The following is a 19,246-nucleotide window of genomic DNA, read 5'->3' as shown; positions in this document are numbered from 1 at the left end:
CCCCGCCCGCGCCGCCCCAGGGTGCCCTCCAGGTCCGGGGCCGTGTCGTCGACCTCCAGGGGCACCCCGTCGCCGGGATTGAAGTCTCCGCCTCCGTGGGCCTGCCCGGGGAGACCCTGTCGGAGCTGCCGTGCGACGCCACGGACTCGCCCGGCGTCTCCCTGCTCTCGGAGGACTGCGCCTCCGTCTCCGCCTCCCGCTGGGTCCAGGAGCTGATGGAGGCCCACCGGGGCGGGGCCTTCGTCCTGTCGCGCACCACCTCCGCGCAGGACGGCACCTTCACCCTGGAGGACCTGCCTGGGGGAAAGGTCACCCTCTGGGCCCTGGGCCCGCGGAGCGCCGGCCTCCAGGAGGACGTCGTCACCGGCACCCAGGACGTGACGCTGGAGCTGGCGTCCAGCCATCCCGTCACCGGCCGCGTGGTGGACGAGGACGGCGCCCCGCTGTCCAACGTCCAGCTGACCGTGCTGCACACGGGAACGGCGCGCTACTTCGAGACGCGGACCGGCGCGGACGGCCGCTTCTCCGTGGGCCCCCTGCCTGACGCGGACACCTACGGGCTCCTCGCCCTCCACCCGGGAAGGCTCCCCGTGTGGGAGCAGGAGCTGGCCGCGGGTCCCCTGGTGGCGGACCTGGTGATGTTCGCCCCCCGGCGCATCGTGGGCACCGTGGTGGACGGCGAGCAGCCCGTCGCGGGCGCCACCGTCACGGAAGTCGACGGCGACCGCGTCGCCACCACCGACGCCCAGGGGCGCTTCACCTTCGACGGCCTGGCCCCCGACGACTACACCCTGGAGGCGGAGCAGGGCGGCCTCCAGGCGCGCGAAACGGTGAAGCTCACGGAAGAGCAGCGCGAGGCCCCGGTGACGCTGCGCCTGGGCACGTCCTTCTTCGTCGAGGCCACCGTGCGCGACGCCGCCGGCAACCCCGTGGCCAACGCGGAGGTGAACGCCGACCTCCAGACCGACATCGCCGAGCGCTATGGCTCGGGCATCTTCCAGCCGCTCGGCACCACCGACGCGGACGGCCGCGTGCGCCTGGGCCCCCTCCGCGCCGGCTCCTACTCCTTCCAGGTGGAGGCGGACCGGATGCTGGACCTCACCGCGGTCCGCACCGTGGCCGCCGGGGGCCCTCCGCTGGAGTTCGTCCTCGCGCCCGCCCTCCTCGTGGAGGGCCACGTCACCGACACCGCGGGCAAGCCGCTGGCGGATGTCTCCCTGTCGCTGCGTCCGCCGAAACAGAAGCGCCTGGAAGGGGCGCCTCCGCCCGTGATGGCGCGCACGCTCATCGTGATGCACCCGCCCCGCGAGGAGCCCCTCACCTTCGACGCCACCTCCGACGCGGAGGGCCACTTCGCCATCAAGGTGGACCAGCCCCTGTCCGGCACCCTCACCGTGGAAGCGGAGGGCTACCTGCCGCGCAAGCTCCAGGTCCGGGCCCCCACGTCCGGCCTGAAGCTGGCCCTGGACGCGGGCGCCACGGTGCGCGGCACCGTGACCAGCTCGCGCGGCCTCCCCGTCAACGAGGTGGACGTCACGCTGGTGAAGCAGGACGCGGAAGAAGCCCCCTCCGAGTCCCCCGACGAGGATTCGGGCGACGAGGTGGTGGTGATCCCCGACCGCAACACCTTCGCGGGCTCCACGGGAGAGGACGGCCGCTTCGCCATCCAGGGCCTTCCGCCGGGCACCTATACCGTGTGGATGCGGGCCAACCAGGGCGGCTACGAGCGCCTCATGCCCGACCGCGTGGTGCTGCGGGGCTCGGAGACCGTGGAGCTGGCGCTGCGCCTGGACCTGGACGGACGGGTGGGCGGCATCGTCGTGGACGCGGAGGGCAGGCCCCTGGCGAACGTCGCCGTGGACGCCACCGCCAAGGAGGACGAGGCCAGCGGCGGACGCTCGTTCTCGCCCCTCTCCACGAAGACCGGCCCCGACGGCCGCTTCGTCCTGGAGCCGCTGGCGAGGGACTGGGACTACGAGCTGGAGGTGGTGAAGCCCGGCTACGCCCTGCCCAAGCCGCCCGGGAAGGGCGACGCCGACGAAGACTCCGAGCTCGCCCCGGACGACGAGACCCCCGAGGAGATGAGCGAACGCATCCACCGGTGGCTGGAGGACCAGGAGGGCCCCAAGGTCATCGCCCGCGCGGGGAACATGGACGTGCGCATCGTCCTGGCCTTCCAGGGGCGCGTCACCGGCCGGCTGGTGAAGCAGGACGGCACGCCCATCACCCGCTTCACCGTGAACGACGAAGCCGTGCGCGACCCGAAGGGCGCCTTCACCGTCTTCGTGGACGAGCCCGGCCCCCAGCACCTCACCTTCGAGGTGCCCGGCCACGCCCTCACCCAGCGCGACGTGGACGTGCCCGCGGGCCGCGACGTGGACCTGGGCACCGTGCGCGTGGACGTCGGCCGCGTCATCAAGGGCCGCGTGGTGGACGACGCCACCGGCACCCCGCTGGCCGGCGTGACCGTCTCCCTGGCGCTGCGGCCGGAGGACGTCGGCAACGCGGAATACGCCAGCTCCTTCGCGGACGTCCTCACCGGACTGGATGGAACCTTCCAGCTGCCCGCCGTGGAGTCCCGGCCGTACCAGCTCACCGTGCAGGAGGCGGAGCACGCGTCATTGGAGCGCACGCTGGGCCGCACCGAGGACACGCTCGAGCTGCGTCTGCCTTCCGCCACCCGCCTGGAGGTCTCCGTGCGGGACGACCAGGGCCAGCCCGTGACGCTCCCCCTGACCGTCAGCTCGAAGGAAGCCCCGGACACCCATCAACTCGCCGTCACCCACGGGGGCGTGGCCAGCTTCCACGACCTGGACCCGGGCGAATACCTGGTGAGGCCCTCGGGGAACGCCAGGCACTTCACCCTCCTGCCTCGCATGGTGCACGTCGAGCCGCAACGCGTCACCCGGCTGGAGCTGACGGTGACGACGAAGGGCACCGAGCTGAAGCTGCGCTGGGGCGAGCGCGGAATGCAGGGCACGCCCTACCTCCTCCCCGGCCGCGTCCCGGCACCACCGGAGTCCAGCTCGGAGGCGCAGGTGCGGTGGCTGCGCGAACAGGCGCTCATGCCGGGCATGCAGCGCGGGGATGGCTGGGCCCACGTACCTCCCGGGCCCTACACGCTTCTCGTGTTGCGAGAACGTGAGGGGCGCTGGCTGTCGTATCGCCAGGACGTGACGGTGGGCACCGCCGACGTGCAGGACGTGGAGGTGCCCGCGCTGCCGTGGTGAGCGGGCGGGTCCATCATGCCTCGCGGTGTGAGGGAGCTGTGTTAAACCCCACACCCCATGACCCCGAGCGACGCGCTGAGCGCAGCAGACCTCGAACGTCTGGCCAGGGCGGAAGCCCCAGACCTGGCCGAGTCCGTGCTGGCCTTCCTCGACCAGCCGGACCGCACGTCCGACGCGCCGCTGCCGCAGGGCGCGCTCTCCTTCGACGCGTTGAAGCAGCTGCTGGAGCAGGCGCGCGCGAGCGGCGACAAGCCGGGCCGCCGCAAGGGTTCGCATGAGGCGTGGCAGCGCTTCCTCGCGCAGAAGGACGTGCCGCTGCCGCCGCGCCTCGCGCTCGCGGACCTGCTGGTGTCCCTGTACGAGAAGAACACCGAGCCCGCGCGCGCCGCCCTCATCGCGCTGGTGAAGGAAGCGCCGCTCAAGTTCGGCCTGTGGGCGGGCCTCAAGCGCATCTACAAGCTGTCGGAGGCGCGCCACGACGCGGAGATGTTCGGCGCGCTGGCGTGGCGCTTCGACACGGAGCGCGGCGGCCGGCGCCGTGAGCGCGAGGTGGGCAGCGGCACCCTCACCTACCTCCAGCGCCGCGCGTGGCGCTTCCTGCGCCAGCTGGGTGCGGCCGTGCCGGAGCTCTACCCGCAGTTCGCGGTGGAGGTCCTGCGGCACTACGACCCGGAGACGACGTGGTCGCAGTGCTGGGTGGCGCACCACGTCTGGGCGCACAACAGCAAGGGCTATACGGCCTCGCGCTTCGCCATCCAGCCGCCCAACGACATGGTGAAGCAGCGCATGTACCCGGACGCGTGGAAGCGCTCGCCGGACGCGCTGATGCGCCTGTTGGACACGTGCCAGTCGGACCCCGCCGCGAAGTTCGCCATCCAGGGCCTGCGCAAGGACCACCCGGAGGCGCTGCGCAAGGTGACGCCCGCGTGGCTGGACCGGCTGGCGCGCCGGCCGCTGGGCAGCGCGCACGACTTCCTGGTGGAGACGCTCCAGGGCTCGCCGGACTTCCACCAGGGCAAGCTGCGCGCGGCCGGGCTGCATGAGGCCGTGCTCGCGCTGCTCTTCTCCCCCAGCGACAAGGCCCGCGCCTACGCCATCGAGTACGCGCGCGGCCACGCGCAGGACCTGGCCCCGGACCGGCTGGCGGAGCTGGTGGAGAAGGGCGAGGACGACGTGCAGAAGTTCGCCGCCGCCGCGCTGGAGAAGCACAAGCCGCGCGACCTGGGGCTGCCGCTCCTGGGCCGGCTGCTCGTGTCCAAGCCCACCGCGGCGTTCGCGGCGAAGTCACTGGAGCAGTCCTTCGACCGCGCGGAGCTCACGCACGACTTCCTGCGCGAGCTGCTCTGGGGCAAGCAGCAGCAGCTGGACTGGGCGAAGGGCTACGTCGCCACGAAGTACGCGGCCGGAGAGATGCCGGCGGACTTCTGGAAGGTGGCGCTCACGGAGGCGAAGCAGCACTCGACCCGGCAGCGCATCGTGGAGGACGTGGCGATGAAGGCCCTGTCCACCTACAAGGTCGCGGACATCGGGCCGGAGTGGGTCCTGGACCTCGTCGCGCACCCGCGCCTGGGCCGTCAGGCGGCGCAGTGGCTCACCCGCGCGGACAGCCTGCCGGGCCTGGACGTGGAGCGGGTGAAGGCGCTGGTCTTCAACGGCAAGTTCCGCGGCACGGCGCTGGAGCTGCTCGGCAACCGCAAGCTCTTCACCGCGCGGCAGCTCACGGTGCCCTGGCTGCTGGCGCTGGCGCGGCGGGCGGACCCGGAGCTGCACGACTTCGCGCACCGCTACCTCCTGGCGAACGTGGTGCCCGCGGACTTCAGCGACTCGGGCGACGCGGACGCGGGCCTGGAGCGCCTGTTCGACCTGGCGCTGGGCGCGAAGCAGCCGCCGCCGGTGCGCGCGTTCGCGCAGATGTACCTGCGCTGCCACCACCCGGGCATCGGGCCGGAGCAGCCGGAGTCCAAGTCCTACGAACTGCGCCCCCGCGCGCCGCGCAAGGCGTACTCGGCGGAGCGGCTGTGGCCGGCCCTGTTCGACGCGCGCGACGACGTGCGCCGCTTCGCGCTGACCATCGCCCGCTCGGAGCTGCGCGCGTGGGGCTACATCACGCGCGTGTACGAGCTGGCGGACTCGGACGCGAAGGAGATCCGCAACCTGGCCTACGACGCCCTGCTCAACGCGGGCGAGCCGGGCGCGGACGCGCGCCACACGTTGCAGCCGGAGGAGCTGGACGCGGGCAAGGTGTTCGCGCTCACGGAGTCCACCAAGCGCAGCACGCGCGAAGTGGCCGTGGAGCTCATCCGCCGGCACTACGCGCGGCTGGGCGGCGCGGAGCGGCTGTCCGGGCTGATGCAGAGCGCGGACCGCGAGGTGGGCCTGTTCGCGGTGCGGCTGCTCTGGGAGAAGCACCGGCCGCTGCACCTGCCGGAGGGCTGGAAGCCCGCGGGCGGTGGCAAGGACGAGCGCGAGGCGGGCGGCACCACGCGCTTTGGCGACGTGGAGGCGCTGCGCACGTTCCTGCGGCGCATGCTGTTCGGCCTGCCGCCCGGGCGCGCGAAGGAAGCGCGTGAGGGCGACGTGCAGCGCCGGCTGTCCGCGAGCGTGGCCAAGCGCCGCGTGGTGGAGCTGGTGCGCGACCTGGGCCTGGAAGACGAGAGCTTCGCCCGCGTGGTGGCGCCCGTGCTGGGCGAGTTCACCGGCTCCGTGGCGAAGGGCGAGTGGCAGAGCTGCCTGGCCTCGCTGGTGCAACTGCGTGCGGCACACCCGGGCGTGCAGCTCGGCGGCATCTAGGACAACGACACCATGGCCAACCTCTCCATCGGCAACATCGAGAAGGTCCGTGCGCTCGCCGCCAATGCGCGCCTGATTCTCGTGGGCGGTACGCGCGCGGCCGTCGACAGCCGCCTCACCGCGTACGACGCCGCCAACAACAAGGTCCTGTGGACCTCCCCGCTGCCCGCGCACGTGCTGGGCCTCGCGCTGTCGGGCGAGCAGTTCGCCGCGGCGGGCGCGGACGGCACGGTGCGCTTCGGGTCGCTCACCGACGGCACCGTGAAGTTCCAGCTCCACAACGCGCACCCCGGAGGCTGCACCGCGGTGGCGGCGAGCCCGGACGGCAAGGTGCTCTACACGGCCGGCGTGGACGGCTTCGTGCGCGCCTGGGACTGGGACAGCACGAAGAAGCTCAAGGAGTGGAGCGCGTCGTCGCAGCCGCTGCGCGCGGTGGCGGTGGACCCCACGCACACGTACGTGGGCTGCGCGGGTGATGACGGCGTGGTGCGCGCGTTCACGGTGGCGACGGGTGCGCGCCGGGACATGCCGGGCCACGAGGGCGCGGTGCGGGCGCTGGCCTTCACGCCGCGCGACGGCCGGCTCGTCTCCGCGGGCGACGACGGCAAGCTGCGCATCGGCTACCTCGTCGGCGCGGTGGAGTTCGAGGTTCGCGGCGACAAGGACAGCGGCCACGCGGGCTCCGTGCTCGGGCTGGTGTTCCCGCCCACGCCGCAGGCGGAACCCGGGCAGGACCCCGCGGAGCGCATCGCGTCCGTGGGCAGCGACGGCAAGCTGAAGGTCTGGCGCCTGGACGAGCGCCGCAAGCCGCGCACCTTCGAGCTGGGCAGCAAGGCGTTGAGCGCCGTGGCCTTCGCGCCCCCGGCCAATCCCCGTCAGGCGAAGCAGCTGCTGGGCTCCCTCTTCGTGGGCGGCGAGGAGCGCCGGGTCACGCGCATCACGCTGGGCACGGACGGCAAGCCCACGGACGAGACGACGGCGTACGGGCACGGCTTCGACGTCCTCAACGAGGCGCTGAAGGCCGCCCTCCCCCGCCGCGAGGCCGCGGTGAAGGAGGCTGTGGCGCTCCAGGAGCCGGAGGCGCTGGAGTTCGTGCTGGGCGTGCTGGCCTCGGACAAGCAGCCGGAGGCGCGCCGGCTGGCGGCCACGGAGCTGGGCAACCACGGCCGCACCGCCGCGCGGGCGAAGCTGCGTGAGCGGCTCAACGACGACGACAAGACGGTGCGCGCCGCCGCGCTGGACGCGCTGGTGAAGCTGGAGACGGAGTCGCCCCTGGCGGCTCCTCGCGCGGCGCTGGACTCGCGCTTCGTGGACACGCGCGTGCAGGGTCTGCGCCTGCTGGCGAAGCAGGGCAGCGCGTCGCCGCTGGTGCCCGGGCTCATCGCCGGGAAGCTGTCGGACACCCACCCCGACGTGGGCACCGCCGCGCTGGACGCGCTCACCACCGTGTCGCCCAAGGGCAGCACGGAGCCGCTGAAGCTCGCCTTCGAGCGCGGCCCCGCGGCCCTCAAGGTGGAGGTGCTGCTGCGCGCGTCGGTGGCGGGCCTGCTGGGAGACCCGCGCCTGCAGCCGCTGGTGGCGCGAGCGCTGGACGACGCGGACCGGGACGTGCGCCGCGTGGCCTTCGCGGTGCGGGTGCTGGAGCGCCGCGCGCTGGCCGCCACGCTGGAGGCGAAGGACGAGGAGTTCGCGCGCACGGTGCGCGAGGTCGCCCGCATCCTGGTGCTCCAGTCGAAGCGCACGACGGGCGAAGCGGAGGCGAAGTTCACCACCGAGGCGGAGCTGACGGCCTCGCGCGACAAGTTCTTCGCCAACACCCCGCCGGGGCAGGCGCTGACGGAAGCGGACCTGGAGCCGCTGCTCGCCGCCATGGCGTGCCGCATGCCGGACACCGCCGTGCGTGGCGCGCGCGTGCTGGCGCAGCTGGGTGACGGCCGCGCCCTGGGCGCGCTGCTCCAGCTGTCGCGCGAGGACGACGCCGCCATCCGCCGTGAGACGGCCACCGCGCTCCAGGCGTTGCAGGATCCGCGCGCCCGCGAGCGGCTGGTGTGGATGCTGGACGACGCGGACGGGGACGTGCGCGCGGCGGCGCTGTCGGCCGTGGTGGCGCTGGACTCGGACGCGCCGCTGTCCGCCGCAGAGGCCGCGCTGCGCTCCGGTCACGAGGACGTGCGCGTGCGCGGCCTGGACCGGCTGGTGAAGCTGGGCGCGAAGGCGGAGGGCGCGGAGGGGCTGCTGGGCGACGCGCTGGAGGACGAATCCGCCAAGGTGCGCGGCGAGGCCTTCCGCACGCTGTGGGCGTGGAACGACCAGGAGCCGGTGAAGGCGCTGGACCGCGCGCTGGCGGGCCGCTTCCCGGACCTGCGCACCCGCGCGGTGGAAGTGCTCGCGCAGAAGGGCACGGAAGACTGGGCGCTGGAGCGGCTGAAGAAGTCCGTGGATGACCGCGACGCGGGCGTGGCCACCGCCGCCTACGAGGCGTGGGTGAAGCTCGCGGGCAAGGAGAAGCCGGAGCCGCACCTGGCCGCGCTCAATTCCACGCACCCGGCCCTGCGCGAGAAGGCCGCGAAGGGCGCCGTGCACGCCCCGGCGGAGACCCTGCGCTCCGCGCTCCTCAAGCGCGTGCAGGACGAGCACCTGGACGTGGCGGTCGCGGCGCTGGAGGCGCTGGACAAGCTCATCCCGAACGAGAACGGGCCGCTGCTCGCGGGCATCGCGGCGTCGGCGCTGCCGGTGCGCGTGCGGGCCGCGGAGCTGCTCGCCCCGCGCGGCGCGGAGGACATCATCGAGCCCATGCGCGGGCTCATCACGGACAAGGACCTGGAGCGGATGTACCCGCCCGGCTTCCTCGTCCCCCTGCGCTTCCGCGCGTCACGCGCGCTGGCCACGCTGGGCTCGCGGCGCCTGCTGGGCTTCTACGCCACCACGCTCCTGCCTCACGAGCTGACGGAGCTCCAGGAGCAGGGCGCGCGCGGCCTCGCCACCGCGAGCCGCCGGGGCGACGAGGGGGCGCTGCTGGATGCGCTGGGCCACTCGCTGGTGGCGGCGCGTTCGTGGGCGGCGGACGGTCTGGCGCGCCTGGGTGACGTGCGCGCGCTGCCGGTGCTCACGGGAAATCTGCGCCATGAGCACCTGCCCATCCGCCTGGGCGCCATCCTCGCCTTCGCGGCCCTGGGCCCCGAGGGCGACGGCGGCCTGCTGCACGGCCTGGAGGACTCCGCGCGCGAGGTGCAGGAGATGGTCTTCGCCATCGTGCTCGCACGCGACCTGCGCGCCAGCCGCGAGGGTGGACCGCCGGACCTGCTGACGAGCGCGCTGTCCAGCGGCCGTCCGGAGGTGCGCTACGCCGCGGCCCGCGCGCTGGAGCTGCGCACGGAGCCGGAGGCCTACCGCGCGCACCTGGTGGAGGTGCTGCTGCCGCCGCGTCCGGAGAAGGCCGGCGACATGAAGGACTGGCCCGCGGAGGAGGAGCGGGCAAAGCGCGTGATCGGGCTCGCCGAAGCCCTCTCCAGCGGCCAGCCGGAGCAGCGCTACGCGGCGGCCCAGGTGCTGCTGCTGCGCAACAAGCCGCTGGACTACTTCCGTGAAGCGCAGAAGGTCGCGCGGCCCAGCTCGCTCCAGGCCCCCTGGAAGCCGGAGACGGCCCAGGGCGCCGCGCACGTGGTGCAGCCCTCCACGCCGGAGAAGCAGGGCACGGCCTCCGCCACGGGCAAGAGCTGGCTGCGCCGCCTCTTCTCCGCGGTGAAGCCGCCGGAAGGCGCATCGGCGACGCCGCAGAGCGCGACCCAGGCGGAGCGTCAGCACCTGCGCCGCCTCGCGTTCGGCGCCTACGTGGGCCTGCTGCGCCAGGTGACCGCGGGCGACGAGGAGGGCCACCGCGTCCGCCGCGACGCCGTGGACCGCGTGGTGAAGCTCACGCAGGAAGGCTACGCGGGCACGTCCGCCGCGGTGGCCGCCCTGCTGCGCGCGCTGGAAGACCCGCACCAACTGGTGCGCCGCGCCGCGCTCGCGGGCCTCAAGGAGCTGTACCCCGCCGGCAGCGACGAGCCGCTGGCGCTGGCCCTGGCCTCGCTGGCGCCGGACGTGGCGCGCGCGGCGCTGGAGGAGCTGGCGGAGCGCGGTGACAAGGCCCGTCCGCGAGTGGCCGCGGCGCTCAACTCGCCGTTGCCGGAGGTGCGCAAGTCCGCCTTCGAGCTGCTGGAGAAGCTGAGCCCGCCGGGCAGCCTGGATCCGCTGCTGGCCGCGCTGGGCAGCGAGCATGCCGACCTGCGCGTGGGCGTGATTGAACGGCTCGCGGGCGCCAACGACTCGCGCGTCACGGAGGCCCTGGGCCGCGCGATGGGCAGCGAGCACGAGGACCTGCGGCTGCGCGCCGCGGAGCTCCTCGCGTTCCGGGGCGACGACCGGGCGGTGGAGGTGCTGGGCACCTTCCTGCGCTCGGAGACGCCGGCCGTGACCCGCCGTGCGCAGGAGGCCCTGGCCCGCCTGGGGACCTCCGCCGCCGTGGCCGCGCTCGCCGCGCGCCTGTCGGTGGCCACGGAGATCCCGGAGCGCACGAAGCTGGTGGCCGCGCTGGGCCGCACGCACCGCGCGGACGCGCTGGACGTGCTCGCGCGCCAGAGCGTGGAGGACGAGGCCCCGTTCGTGCGCCTCACCTGCGTGACGGCGGCGATGCAGCTCACCTGGCCGCCGGAGCAGGAGAAGCTGGACGAGTCCGAGCGCGAGCTGAAGAAGCGCGACGCGGCGCTCGCGGTGCGCTTCCTGCGCGTGGCGGTGAAGAGCCAGGACCCGGAGGTCCGCAAGGCCGCCGCCCGCGAGCTGGAGCACGGCAAGAGCGAGGGCCAGGACGCGCTGCTCGTCCAGCTCTTCAGCGACCGCGACGTCACCGTGCGCGCGGCGGCCGTGGAGCACTACTCGAAGCGCGTGGTGGAAGAGGGCGCGGCGGTGGAGCCGCTGGAGGAGATCCTCCGCGCCGGAGCCCGGGAGCTGATGCTGCCCGCGGCGGAAGGCGTCGCCCACCAGCGCCGCGCCAGCGCCCTGCGTCCCCTGCTGCTGTACGCGCGCGCCGGTGAGCCGCACGAGCGGGGCCGCGCCCTGCTCGCGCTGGGCACCCTGGGCGACGTGCGCGCCCTCTCCGAGCTGGAGACGGTGGCCAACGGCGGCACGCCGGACGCGCCGGCCGAGGAGGACATGGTCGTCGCTGCCATCGAGGCGCTGGGCCGGCTCGCGAACCGGATGCCTGATGGCGAGGACCGCCGCCGCATCGAGGAGAAGGTGGAAGCCGCGGCCACGGATGGCAACGCCTCCCAGCGCCAGGAAGCCGGTGTGCGCGGCCTGCGCGCCCTGGGCGGAGAGCGCGCCCGGGTGAAGCTGGAGGCCCTGCTCGCCGACATCGACGTCGACGACGACGTGCGCCGCACGGTGGCGGAGCAGCTGGGCAAGTTCGGAGACCCGGCCGCCGAGCCCGCGCTGGCTACCGCGCTGAACGAGGAAGACGACGACCTTCGCGCCGCCGCGCGCAAGGCGCTGGACGTCCTCTTCCCGAAGGAGCGCACGCGGGTGGAGTTCCTCGCCGTGCAGAGCGAGCACGAGGACATCTCCGAGCCCGCCGCCACCTACCTCGCCAGCGAGGGCGACCCGGCGCTGCTCGTGCCCCGGCTGGCCACGCTGGACAACGCGGAGCTGCGTCTCCGTCTGCGTCGAGGCCTGGCCCGCCGTGGCGCGCTGCCCGTGCCGGAGGTCATCGCCCTGTTCGGCCACGACAAGCCGGAGGCCCGCGAGGAGGCCGCGCGGCTCGTGGGCACCTGGACGGGTGACGCGCGTGAAGCCGGCGCCGTGGACACGGCCGGACTGACCCGCGCGCTCGTGGCCGCGGAACGACGCACCGCCGCCGCCTGGGCCACCGCGCAGCCTCCGAAGAAGGAGCCGCTGGCCGCCGCCTGGGAGCGCCTGCTCTGGGCGGGCTCACGGCTGGGCGCGAAGGAGCTGGTCGCGACGTCCGCCGAAATCCTCCGCAAGGGTGAAGCCCAGGCCCCCGCCCCCGTGCGCCAGGAAGCGGCGCGCGTGCTGGGACGGCTGAAGGCCACGAACGAAGCGCAGGCCCTGCGAGGCGCACTGGGAGACCCGGACGCCGCCGTGCGCTCCGCCGCCGCGTCGGTGCTGGCCGCGCTGGTGCCGGAGCAGTCCTCCGCCTGGGCGCTGGAGGTGAAGCCCTTCGACCCGGTGGCCCTGGGCCCCACGGGCGCGAAGGTCGCGCAGTCCGCGCTCACCGCCAGCGAGGCCCGCCGGCTCGCGGTCCCCGCGCTCCTGGCGAAGAAGGACCTGGAGCCGCTCAAGTCCGTGGCTGCCGACGCGAAGCCGGAGGTCCGGCAGGATGCCTGGGCCGCGCTGGGACGGCTGGGTGGAGACGAGGCCGCGGCGCTGCTGAAGACGGCGGCGTTCGACAAGTCGCAGTCGGTGGAGCTGCGCAAGGCGGCCTACCGCGCCCACAAACGTGCACGCCGGGCCGCTGAGCGCGCCCGGAAGGAAGGTCAACCGTCGTGAGCACCGCAACCGCACGTCATCCCGTCGCGCTGAACTACGCCGCGGAAAGCGACGTGGTCGTCACGCCGGACGCCTCGCGCGTGCAGCTGGCCCTGGAGGGCTCGCGCGGCACCGTGGGCGTCAGTGGCCAGGTGAAGGACCCCACCCTCTTCCGCGACGCGCTGGCCGCCGCCTTCGCGGTGCTCTCCAGCGACCTGCGCTACCGGGGCCGGGACCGCACCGCGTACCTCGCGTACCTGATGAAGCAGGGCAAGCGCGCCAGCGCTCAAATCTGGGAAGCGCAGAAGGCCTTCCTCGACAACGCGCTGGAGGGCGAGGAGAAGAAGGACGCCGTCCTCGACCCCGTCCTCACGGTGGATCCGGATCAGGTCTCGCTGGAGGTCTTCTCCCGCGACGAGAGCGCCTACGCGCGGCTCGCCTTCGACAACAGCCTCTTCGACAAGCGCGAAGCGGCGCACGGCTCCACCTTCCTGGACGTGCCGCAGGACCTGCCCGCCCGGCTGGACCGCCTGCGCGCCTACGCCCCGGTGATGCTGGAGGCCCACGTCGCCCCCACCGCGAAGGCCACGCCCACTACGGAGCCCCGGGCCCCGCGCACGGTGGAGGTCCCCCACGCGTGGCTGCGAGGCTTCCTCCAGGTGCAGTCCGCCGCGACGCTGCCGGCCACCACCTGCTCCATCGCGCCCATCGACCTGTACAACCTGCTCTTCGCGCTGCGCACCCGCCGCTCGAAGAAGGCCCCCCGCGCGCTGCGCTTCGAGCTGGTCCCCGGCGCCCCGCCCCGGCTGGTGCTGGAGCCCTGGGAGCAGGTGCTGGAGTGCCACGGCGGCGCGTACACCGGCAGCGCGCCCGCGGTGGTGCGCACCTTCGGCCGTCAGCGCCTCGCCGCGCTCGCGCGCCTATTGCCCCACGCGAAGAGCGTGCACGTGCAGCTCATGGGTCCGGGCCTGCCGGTGTTCTGGGTCATCGACCTGGGCGTGGCCACGCTGACGCTGGGACTCACCGGCTGGACGGAGAGCGGCTGGTCCAGCGCCGCCGCCTTCGACGCGCTGATGCCGCGCGACGTGCCGGAGGGCCTGGCGGAGAAGCTGCGCCAGCGCCTGCGCAAGGACGGCCCCCTTCCCTTCGACGTGCTGACGAAGGACGCGGGAGCCCCGAAAGACCAGGTGCGCGCCGCGCTCCAGCTCGAATGCCTCCGGGGCCGCGTCCTCTTCGACGTGGCCCGCGGCACCTACCGCCCGCGCGAGCTGATGCCCACCCCGGTGGACGAGGCCGCGCTGCGCTACGGCAACGAGCGTGAAGCCCGCGCCCACCGTCTGCTCGGCGACGGCGGCCCCGGCTCCGGCGAGGTGAAGGTCACGCAGGTGCACGACCTGGTCGGCGAAGGCACCCGCATCCAGGGCGAAGTGGTGGACCGCGAGGCGGTGCGCAGCTTCTTCCCCAGCTTCACCATGGACCTGGAAGGCCGCGTGAAGGACGCGGGCTGCGGCTGCCCGCACTTCCGCCGCTCCGGGCTGCGCGAAGGCCCGTGCGAGCACATGCTCGCGCTGCGCCTGGCGTACTCGCGCCGCCGCGCCGAGGAAGAGGCGCTGCGGCAGACGCCGGAAGGCCGCAAGCTCATCCGCGCGGAGACGCGCGCGTACGTGCGCCGCGACCCGGCCACGGGCCTGGAGCAGGTGTATCGCGTGTCGCTGGACGGCAAGGTGGTGGCCCTCACGTGGGGCCCGCGCCTGGGCGACTCGCGCCACCAGCGCCTGTGGTTCGACTCGGACACGGAAGCCCGGACGGCGTACTTCAGCCGTTTGGAGAAATTGACCGCGGACGGCTACATCGACGCGGCCTCGACTCTGGTGTAAACCCTCAACCAACGGCCCGGCCGCCGACGGGGCGGCCGGAAGGACTCAGGTGCCGGACGACAACTGAATAGCGAGTAGTCGAGAGAGGTCTGGACTGCATCAGCCTCAGCGCCTCGAGCGCGGGAGCGGCGTTGCGCCGCTCTGGTTGAAATGCTGGACACTCTCCGCAAGGTAGCCTGTTCTTGGCTCTCTCCCTCCGGTGCACTGGTACCCGGGCGGGAAGCGGAACCAACGACGCAGCCGCCGTTTTCCCACCCGGGTACCAGTGCACCGGAGGGGAGAGCCGGTGAGGCTACCGTGCCCCAGGTGAGCTGGTGGTGCCTTCCTGGCCTCCCTCGACTCCTCGCTTCGTCCCGCACCCCGTCCTGAGCCGCCGCGCCCGTCGAAGGTGCCTCGATGACCGCCAAGCTGGAGTCGTTCGTCCCCGCCGCCCCGCCGCAGGCCGTTGCTGAAACCACGCCCGCCGCCGCTCCCAACACCGCCGCGAAGCGCGAGGCCGCCAGGGCCGCGCACGACGCCCTCCTCACGCGCTGGAAGGCCATCACCGAGGCCGGCGGCGCGGACGAATGGGTGCAGGCGCAGCTCGTCGCGAAGGGCGCGCTCGCGGACGAGGTGGACTTCTCCTCGCTGAAGGAGAAGGAGAAGAACGCCTGGAAGGAGAAGAAGAAGGCGGAGTCCGTGGAGCGCCGCGCGCTGGAGCGCCAGGCCCACGAGGCGTGGAAGGCCACGCACGTGAACCACCTGGGCGTGGGCATCCACTGGAACGAAGCGGGGGGACCCGACAAGTTCGACCTGGAGCACCGCGAGGAGCGAGCGCGCCAGAACGGCCTGCCCACGCTGGACTCGGCGGAGGACCTGGCGAAGGCGCTGGGCCTGAGCGTGTCCAAGCTGCGCGGCTTCGCGTTCCACCGCGACGTGGACACGGGCTCCAACTACGTGACGTGGAGCATCCCCAAGCGCACGGGCGGCGAGCGCACCATCACGTCGCCCAAGCCGGAGCTGAAGGAAGCACAGCGCTGGGTGCTCTCCAACGTCGTGGAGCGGCTGCCGGTGCACGGCGCGGCGCACGGCTTCGTGGCGGGGCGCTCCATCCTCACCAACGCACTCGCCCACCGGGGCGCGGACGTGGTGGTGAAGGTGGACCTGAAGGACTTCTTCCCCACGGTGACGTGGCGCCGGGTGAAGGGCCTCCTGCGCAAGGGAGGCCTGCCGGAGAACACCTCCACGCTGCTGGCGCTGATGTCCACGGAAGCCCCGCGCGAGCGGATGTCCTTCCGGGGCAAGACGCTGCACGTGGCGAAGGGGCCGCGGGCCCTCCCGCAGGGAGCCCCCACGTCACCGGGCATCACCAACGCGCTGTGCCTGCGCCTGGACAAGCGGCTGTCGGCGCTGTCGCGCAAGCTGGGCTTCACGTACACGCGCTACGCGGACGACCTGACCTTCTCCTGGACGAAGGCGAAGGCCCCCAAGGCGCGCCGTGCGCAGGGCGCCCCGGTGGCGGTGCTGCTCGCGCGCGTGAAGGACGTGGTGGAAGCCGAGGGCTTCACGGTGCACCCGGACAAGACGCGAGTCGCCCGCAAGGGCAGCCGTCAGCGCGTCACGGGGCTCGTGGTGAATGAAGCCAAGGAAGGCACGCCCGCCGCACGAGTCCCGCGAGACGTGGTCCGCCGCCTGCGGGCAGCCATCCACAACCGCCAGAAGGGCAAGCCCGGCCGCGAGGGCGAGTCGCTGGAGCAGCTCAAGGGCATGGCGGCGTTCCTCTACATGACGGATCCGGTGAAGGGCCGCATGTACCTGGATCAGCTCGCGAAGCTCGAAGCCGCCCCGCCCGCGCAGGCATAGCCGCCGGTCAGCGGGCCCCCGCCTTCGTCCGCCGTGAAGGCTTCTTCGCCGGAGCCTTCTTCTTCTCCACCGTGGGCGCCGTCTCCACGGCCGGAGCCGTCTCCACGACGGGATCCGGCTTCAGCGCCGCATCCGCGAACGCGCGCAGCCGGCGCGGATACTCCTCCGGAGCAGTCGCGACGAAGTTGCCATGAGACGCGCCAGGGATGCGCCATGTCTGCGCATACGGCGCGACGTGCGTGAACAGCTCATCCAGCAGCGGCTGCCCGGACTCCTCCGTCCCCGCGACGATGAACAGGGGCCGGGGCTTGATGCGGTCCACCGCGTCGATGGTCCGCACCTCGTCCAGCGCGATGCCCCGCCGCCAGAACGGAATCAGCGCCCCCGTCTGCGTCACCACTCCGAAGCGCCGGAAGTCATAAGCCGCCGCCAGCCACAGCGTGTTGAACGGGGACAGCAGCACCACCGCCGCGACCTGCGGATCCTTCGCCGCCACCTCCGCCACCGCCGCGGACCCGATGGAGAACCCCAGCGCCCCCACGCGCGCGGGGTCCACCTCCGGCTGCGCCCGCACGTACGCCAGCGCCGCGCGCACATCCTGGCGCTCCTTGTCGCCCCAGGTGGACGTCTCGCCCCCGCTCTGCCCATGCGCGCGCAGGTCGAACAGCAGCACCCCATAGCCCGCGTCGCGCAGCACCCGGGCCTCGGGCAGCAGGTCCATGCGCGTCTGCGACAGGCCGTGCGCCAGCACCCACGCCGCCTTGTTCCGCGAAGGCACGTACCAGCCGCGCAGTTCCACCCCGTCGTCCGTGCGCAGCGTCACCTCGCGCGCGGTGGCGAAGTCCGCGGGCAGCACCGCCGCCGGCTTCGGGTAGTGGAAGTACTGCTCGGAACGCCACGCCGCGCGGCCCGCCAGCGCCAGCGCCGCCACCAGGACGGGCAGCACCAGCACGCCCAGCACCCGCCCCCACCGGATCCGCTTCAAGAGCCCAGCCATGTCCGCCCCTCTCCGACAGCAAGCGACCAGTACCAGAGGCGGAAGCCGCCGCCCCGGGCTTGTGTTGGCACCGTCCAGACACTTAGACCCTATAGGCACCAACAGGCCCCTGGTTTACAGTTTAGGCGAACTTTAGCAGCGGCGGCAGAAAGACCGTCCGGGTGAGCAGGCATGAAGACGTCGAAGACGGTCTATGACGCAGTGGTGGTGGGTTCCGGCGCCTGTGGCGGTTGGGCGGCCAAGCAGCTGACGGAGGCCGGACTCCAGGTCCTGGTGCTGGAGGCGGGCCGCAGCGAGAAGGCGGACCGCGCGCTCCACTTGATGCACCGCGTGAAGCAGAAGCTCGGCTACCGCATCGAGTCGGACTCGGACCGGACCTCACGCCAGTCCGTGCAGTCCACCAGCTTCGCCTGGCCCTTCCATCCGCACGCCTTCGTGGATGACGTGGACAACCCCTACACGACGCCGGACGACGCGCCGTTCGCCTGGATCCGCGCGAGGCAGGTGGGCGGGCGCACCGGCGTGAGGAGCCACGGCCGCCAGTTCTACCGGCTGTCCGACTTCAACTTCCGGGCGGGCAGCCTGGACGGGCTGAGCCCGGACTGGCCGTTGACGCTCGCGGACCTGGCGCCGTCCTACGAAATCGTGGAGCGGTGGATGGGCCTGCGCGGCAACTCGGACGGTGTGGACACGCTGCCGGACTCCGTCTTCTCCGCCCCCGCGCCGCTGTCTCCCGGTGAAGTCCGCCTGCGCGAGAAGGTGAAGGCCCGCTGGCCGCAGCGCCACGTCGTCGCCCGGCGGACCTCGAACGCGCCGGTGACGCTGCCCGCGGCGCTGAAGACGGGGCGGCTCACGCTGCGCTCGCACGCCATCGCCAGCCACATCCTGCACGACCCGAACACGGGCCGGGTGACGGGGGTGTCCTTCATCGACGCGAACTCCGGCACCTCCGAGGAGGTGCGCGCGAAGGTGGTGGTGGTGTCCGCGGGCACCATTGAATCCACGCGGTTGCTGTTGCACTCGCGCAACCGGGCGTTCCCGGACGGCCTGGCGAACAGCTCCGGCCTCGTGGGCCGGAACCTGATGGACCACATGTACCTGCAGGGCATCGAGGCGCGCATGGGCCTGCCCTCGCACCTGCAGCAGAAGGAGCACGGCTGGGCGTACATCCCCCAGTTCCGCAACGTCACCGAGCGCCACCCGGACTTCGCGAGAGGCTACGGCGTGCAGGTCTTCACCTTCGACGACCAGATGCACCTGGTGCCCTTCGGCGAGATGCTCCCGCGCCCGGAGAACCGAGTCACCCTGAGCGCCACGGTGAAGGACCGCTGGGGCATCCCCGCGGCGCACATCGAGTGCCGGCACTCGGACAACGAGCTGAAGATGACGGAGGACGCGGCCACGTCCTGCCAGGAGATGCTGGAGGCGGCCGGCTGCACGGTGGAGAAGATCAATAAGACGCTCTCCAAGCCGGGCATGGCCATCCACGAGGTGGGCACCGCGCGCATGGGCAGGGACCCGAAGACGTCCGTGCTCAACCCCTTCAACCAGAGCTGGGACGTGCCCAACCTCTACGTCATGGACGGCTCCTGCTTCCCCTCGCAGGGCCCGCAGAATCCGACCCTGACGATGATGGCCGTCACCGTCCGCGCCTGCGCGCACCTGGTGGGCGAGCTCAAGGCCGGCCGCCTCTAACGCCCCTCGGAAGCTGGGACGAAGGGGGCCCGGAAGGACGGGCCCCTTGCAGGACCGGCATGGATTGGTTACCTACCAGTCAGTAACTAATCCCCCACGCCCATGTCCCGTCCCCCACGAGTCCTCGATCCGGAGATCGACGAAGCCGCCCGAGCCGTGTTCCTGGCCCAGGGACCATCGGCTCCGCTGCAGGACATCGCGAAGCGGCTGGGCATCTCGCAGGCGGCGCTGCTGCACCGGGTAGGCACCAAGGAGGCGCTGATGTCGCGAGCCCTCCGCCCCGTGCCCCCCAC

Annotated in this window: 8 protein-coding genes; 7 read left to right on the top strand and 1 reads right to left on the bottom strand. The window is 73.0% G+C overall.

The features are described from left to right. From D7W79_RS20715 to D7W79_RS20695, 5 genes are all read left to right on the top strand, one after another. A partial coding sequence (locus D7W79_RS20715) for a carboxypeptidase regulatory-like domain-containing protein (protein ID WP_147441989.1) occupies positions 1-3,230 on the top strand: 3,230 nt, incomplete at its 5' end. A 57-nt stretch (positions 3,231-3,287) separates the two neighbouring features. After that, positions 3,288-6,020 (top strand): hypothetical protein, encoded by a 2,733-nt coding sequence (locus tag D7W79_RS20710; protein ID WP_120527115.1) that lies wholly within the window; start codon positions 3,288-3,290, stop codon positions 6,018-6,020. Between the two features lie 12 nt (positions 6,021-6,032). Then, positions 6,033-12,563, top strand: a complete 6,531-nt coding sequence (locus D7W79_RS20705; protein WP_120527114.1) for a HEAT repeat domain-containing protein — start codon at positions 6,033-6,035, stop codon at positions 12,561-12,563. Continuing rightward, positions 12,560-14,419 (top strand): SWIM zinc finger family protein, encoded by a 1,860-nt coding sequence (locus tag D7W79_RS20700; protein ID WP_120527113.1) that lies wholly within the window; start codon positions 12,560-12,562, stop codon positions 14,417-14,419. Before D7W79_RS20705 ends, D7W79_RS20700 begins: the two co-directional genes overlap by 4 nt. 396 nt (positions 14,420-14,815) lie before the next feature. Next, complete coding sequence (locus tag D7W79_RS20695; RefSeq protein ID WP_120527112.1) at positions 14,816-16,261, top strand: reverse transcriptase family protein; 1,446 nt, start codon at positions 14,816-14,818, stop codon at positions 16,259-16,261. 7 nt (positions 16,262-16,268) lie between these two features. Here D7W79_RS20695 and D7W79_RS20690 read toward each other — a convergent pair whose 3' ends face one another. Then, positions 16,269-17,258, bottom strand: a complete 990-nt coding sequence (locus D7W79_RS20690) for an alpha/beta hydrolase (RefSeq protein ID WP_120527111.1) — start codon at positions 17,256-17,258, stop codon at positions 16,269-16,271. A 171-nt stretch (positions 17,259-17,429) separates the two neighbouring features. Here D7W79_RS20690 and D7W79_RS20685 point away from each other — a divergent pair, with 171 nt between their 5' ends. Beyond that, on the top strand, positions 17,430-18,953 hold the full coding sequence (locus tag D7W79_RS20685; RefSeq protein WP_120527110.1) for a GMC oxidoreductase: 1,524 nt from the start codon (positions 17,430-17,432) through the stop codon (positions 18,951-18,953). Positions 18,954-19,055: 102 nt separating this feature from the next. Continuing rightward, on the top strand, positions 19,056-19,246 hold a 191-nt coding region (locus D7W79_RS20680), incomplete at its 3' end, for a helix-turn-helix domain-containing protein (protein WP_147441988.1).

The organism is Corallococcus exercitus (genome assembly GCF_003611585.1).
GTDB classification, from domain to species: domain Bacteria; phylum Myxococcota; class Myxococcia; order Myxococcales; family Myxococcaceae; genus Corallococcus; species Corallococcus exercitus.
The sequence above is the reverse complement of the archived record's forward strand: the minus strand, read 5'-3'. Positions and strand labels throughout refer to the sequence as shown.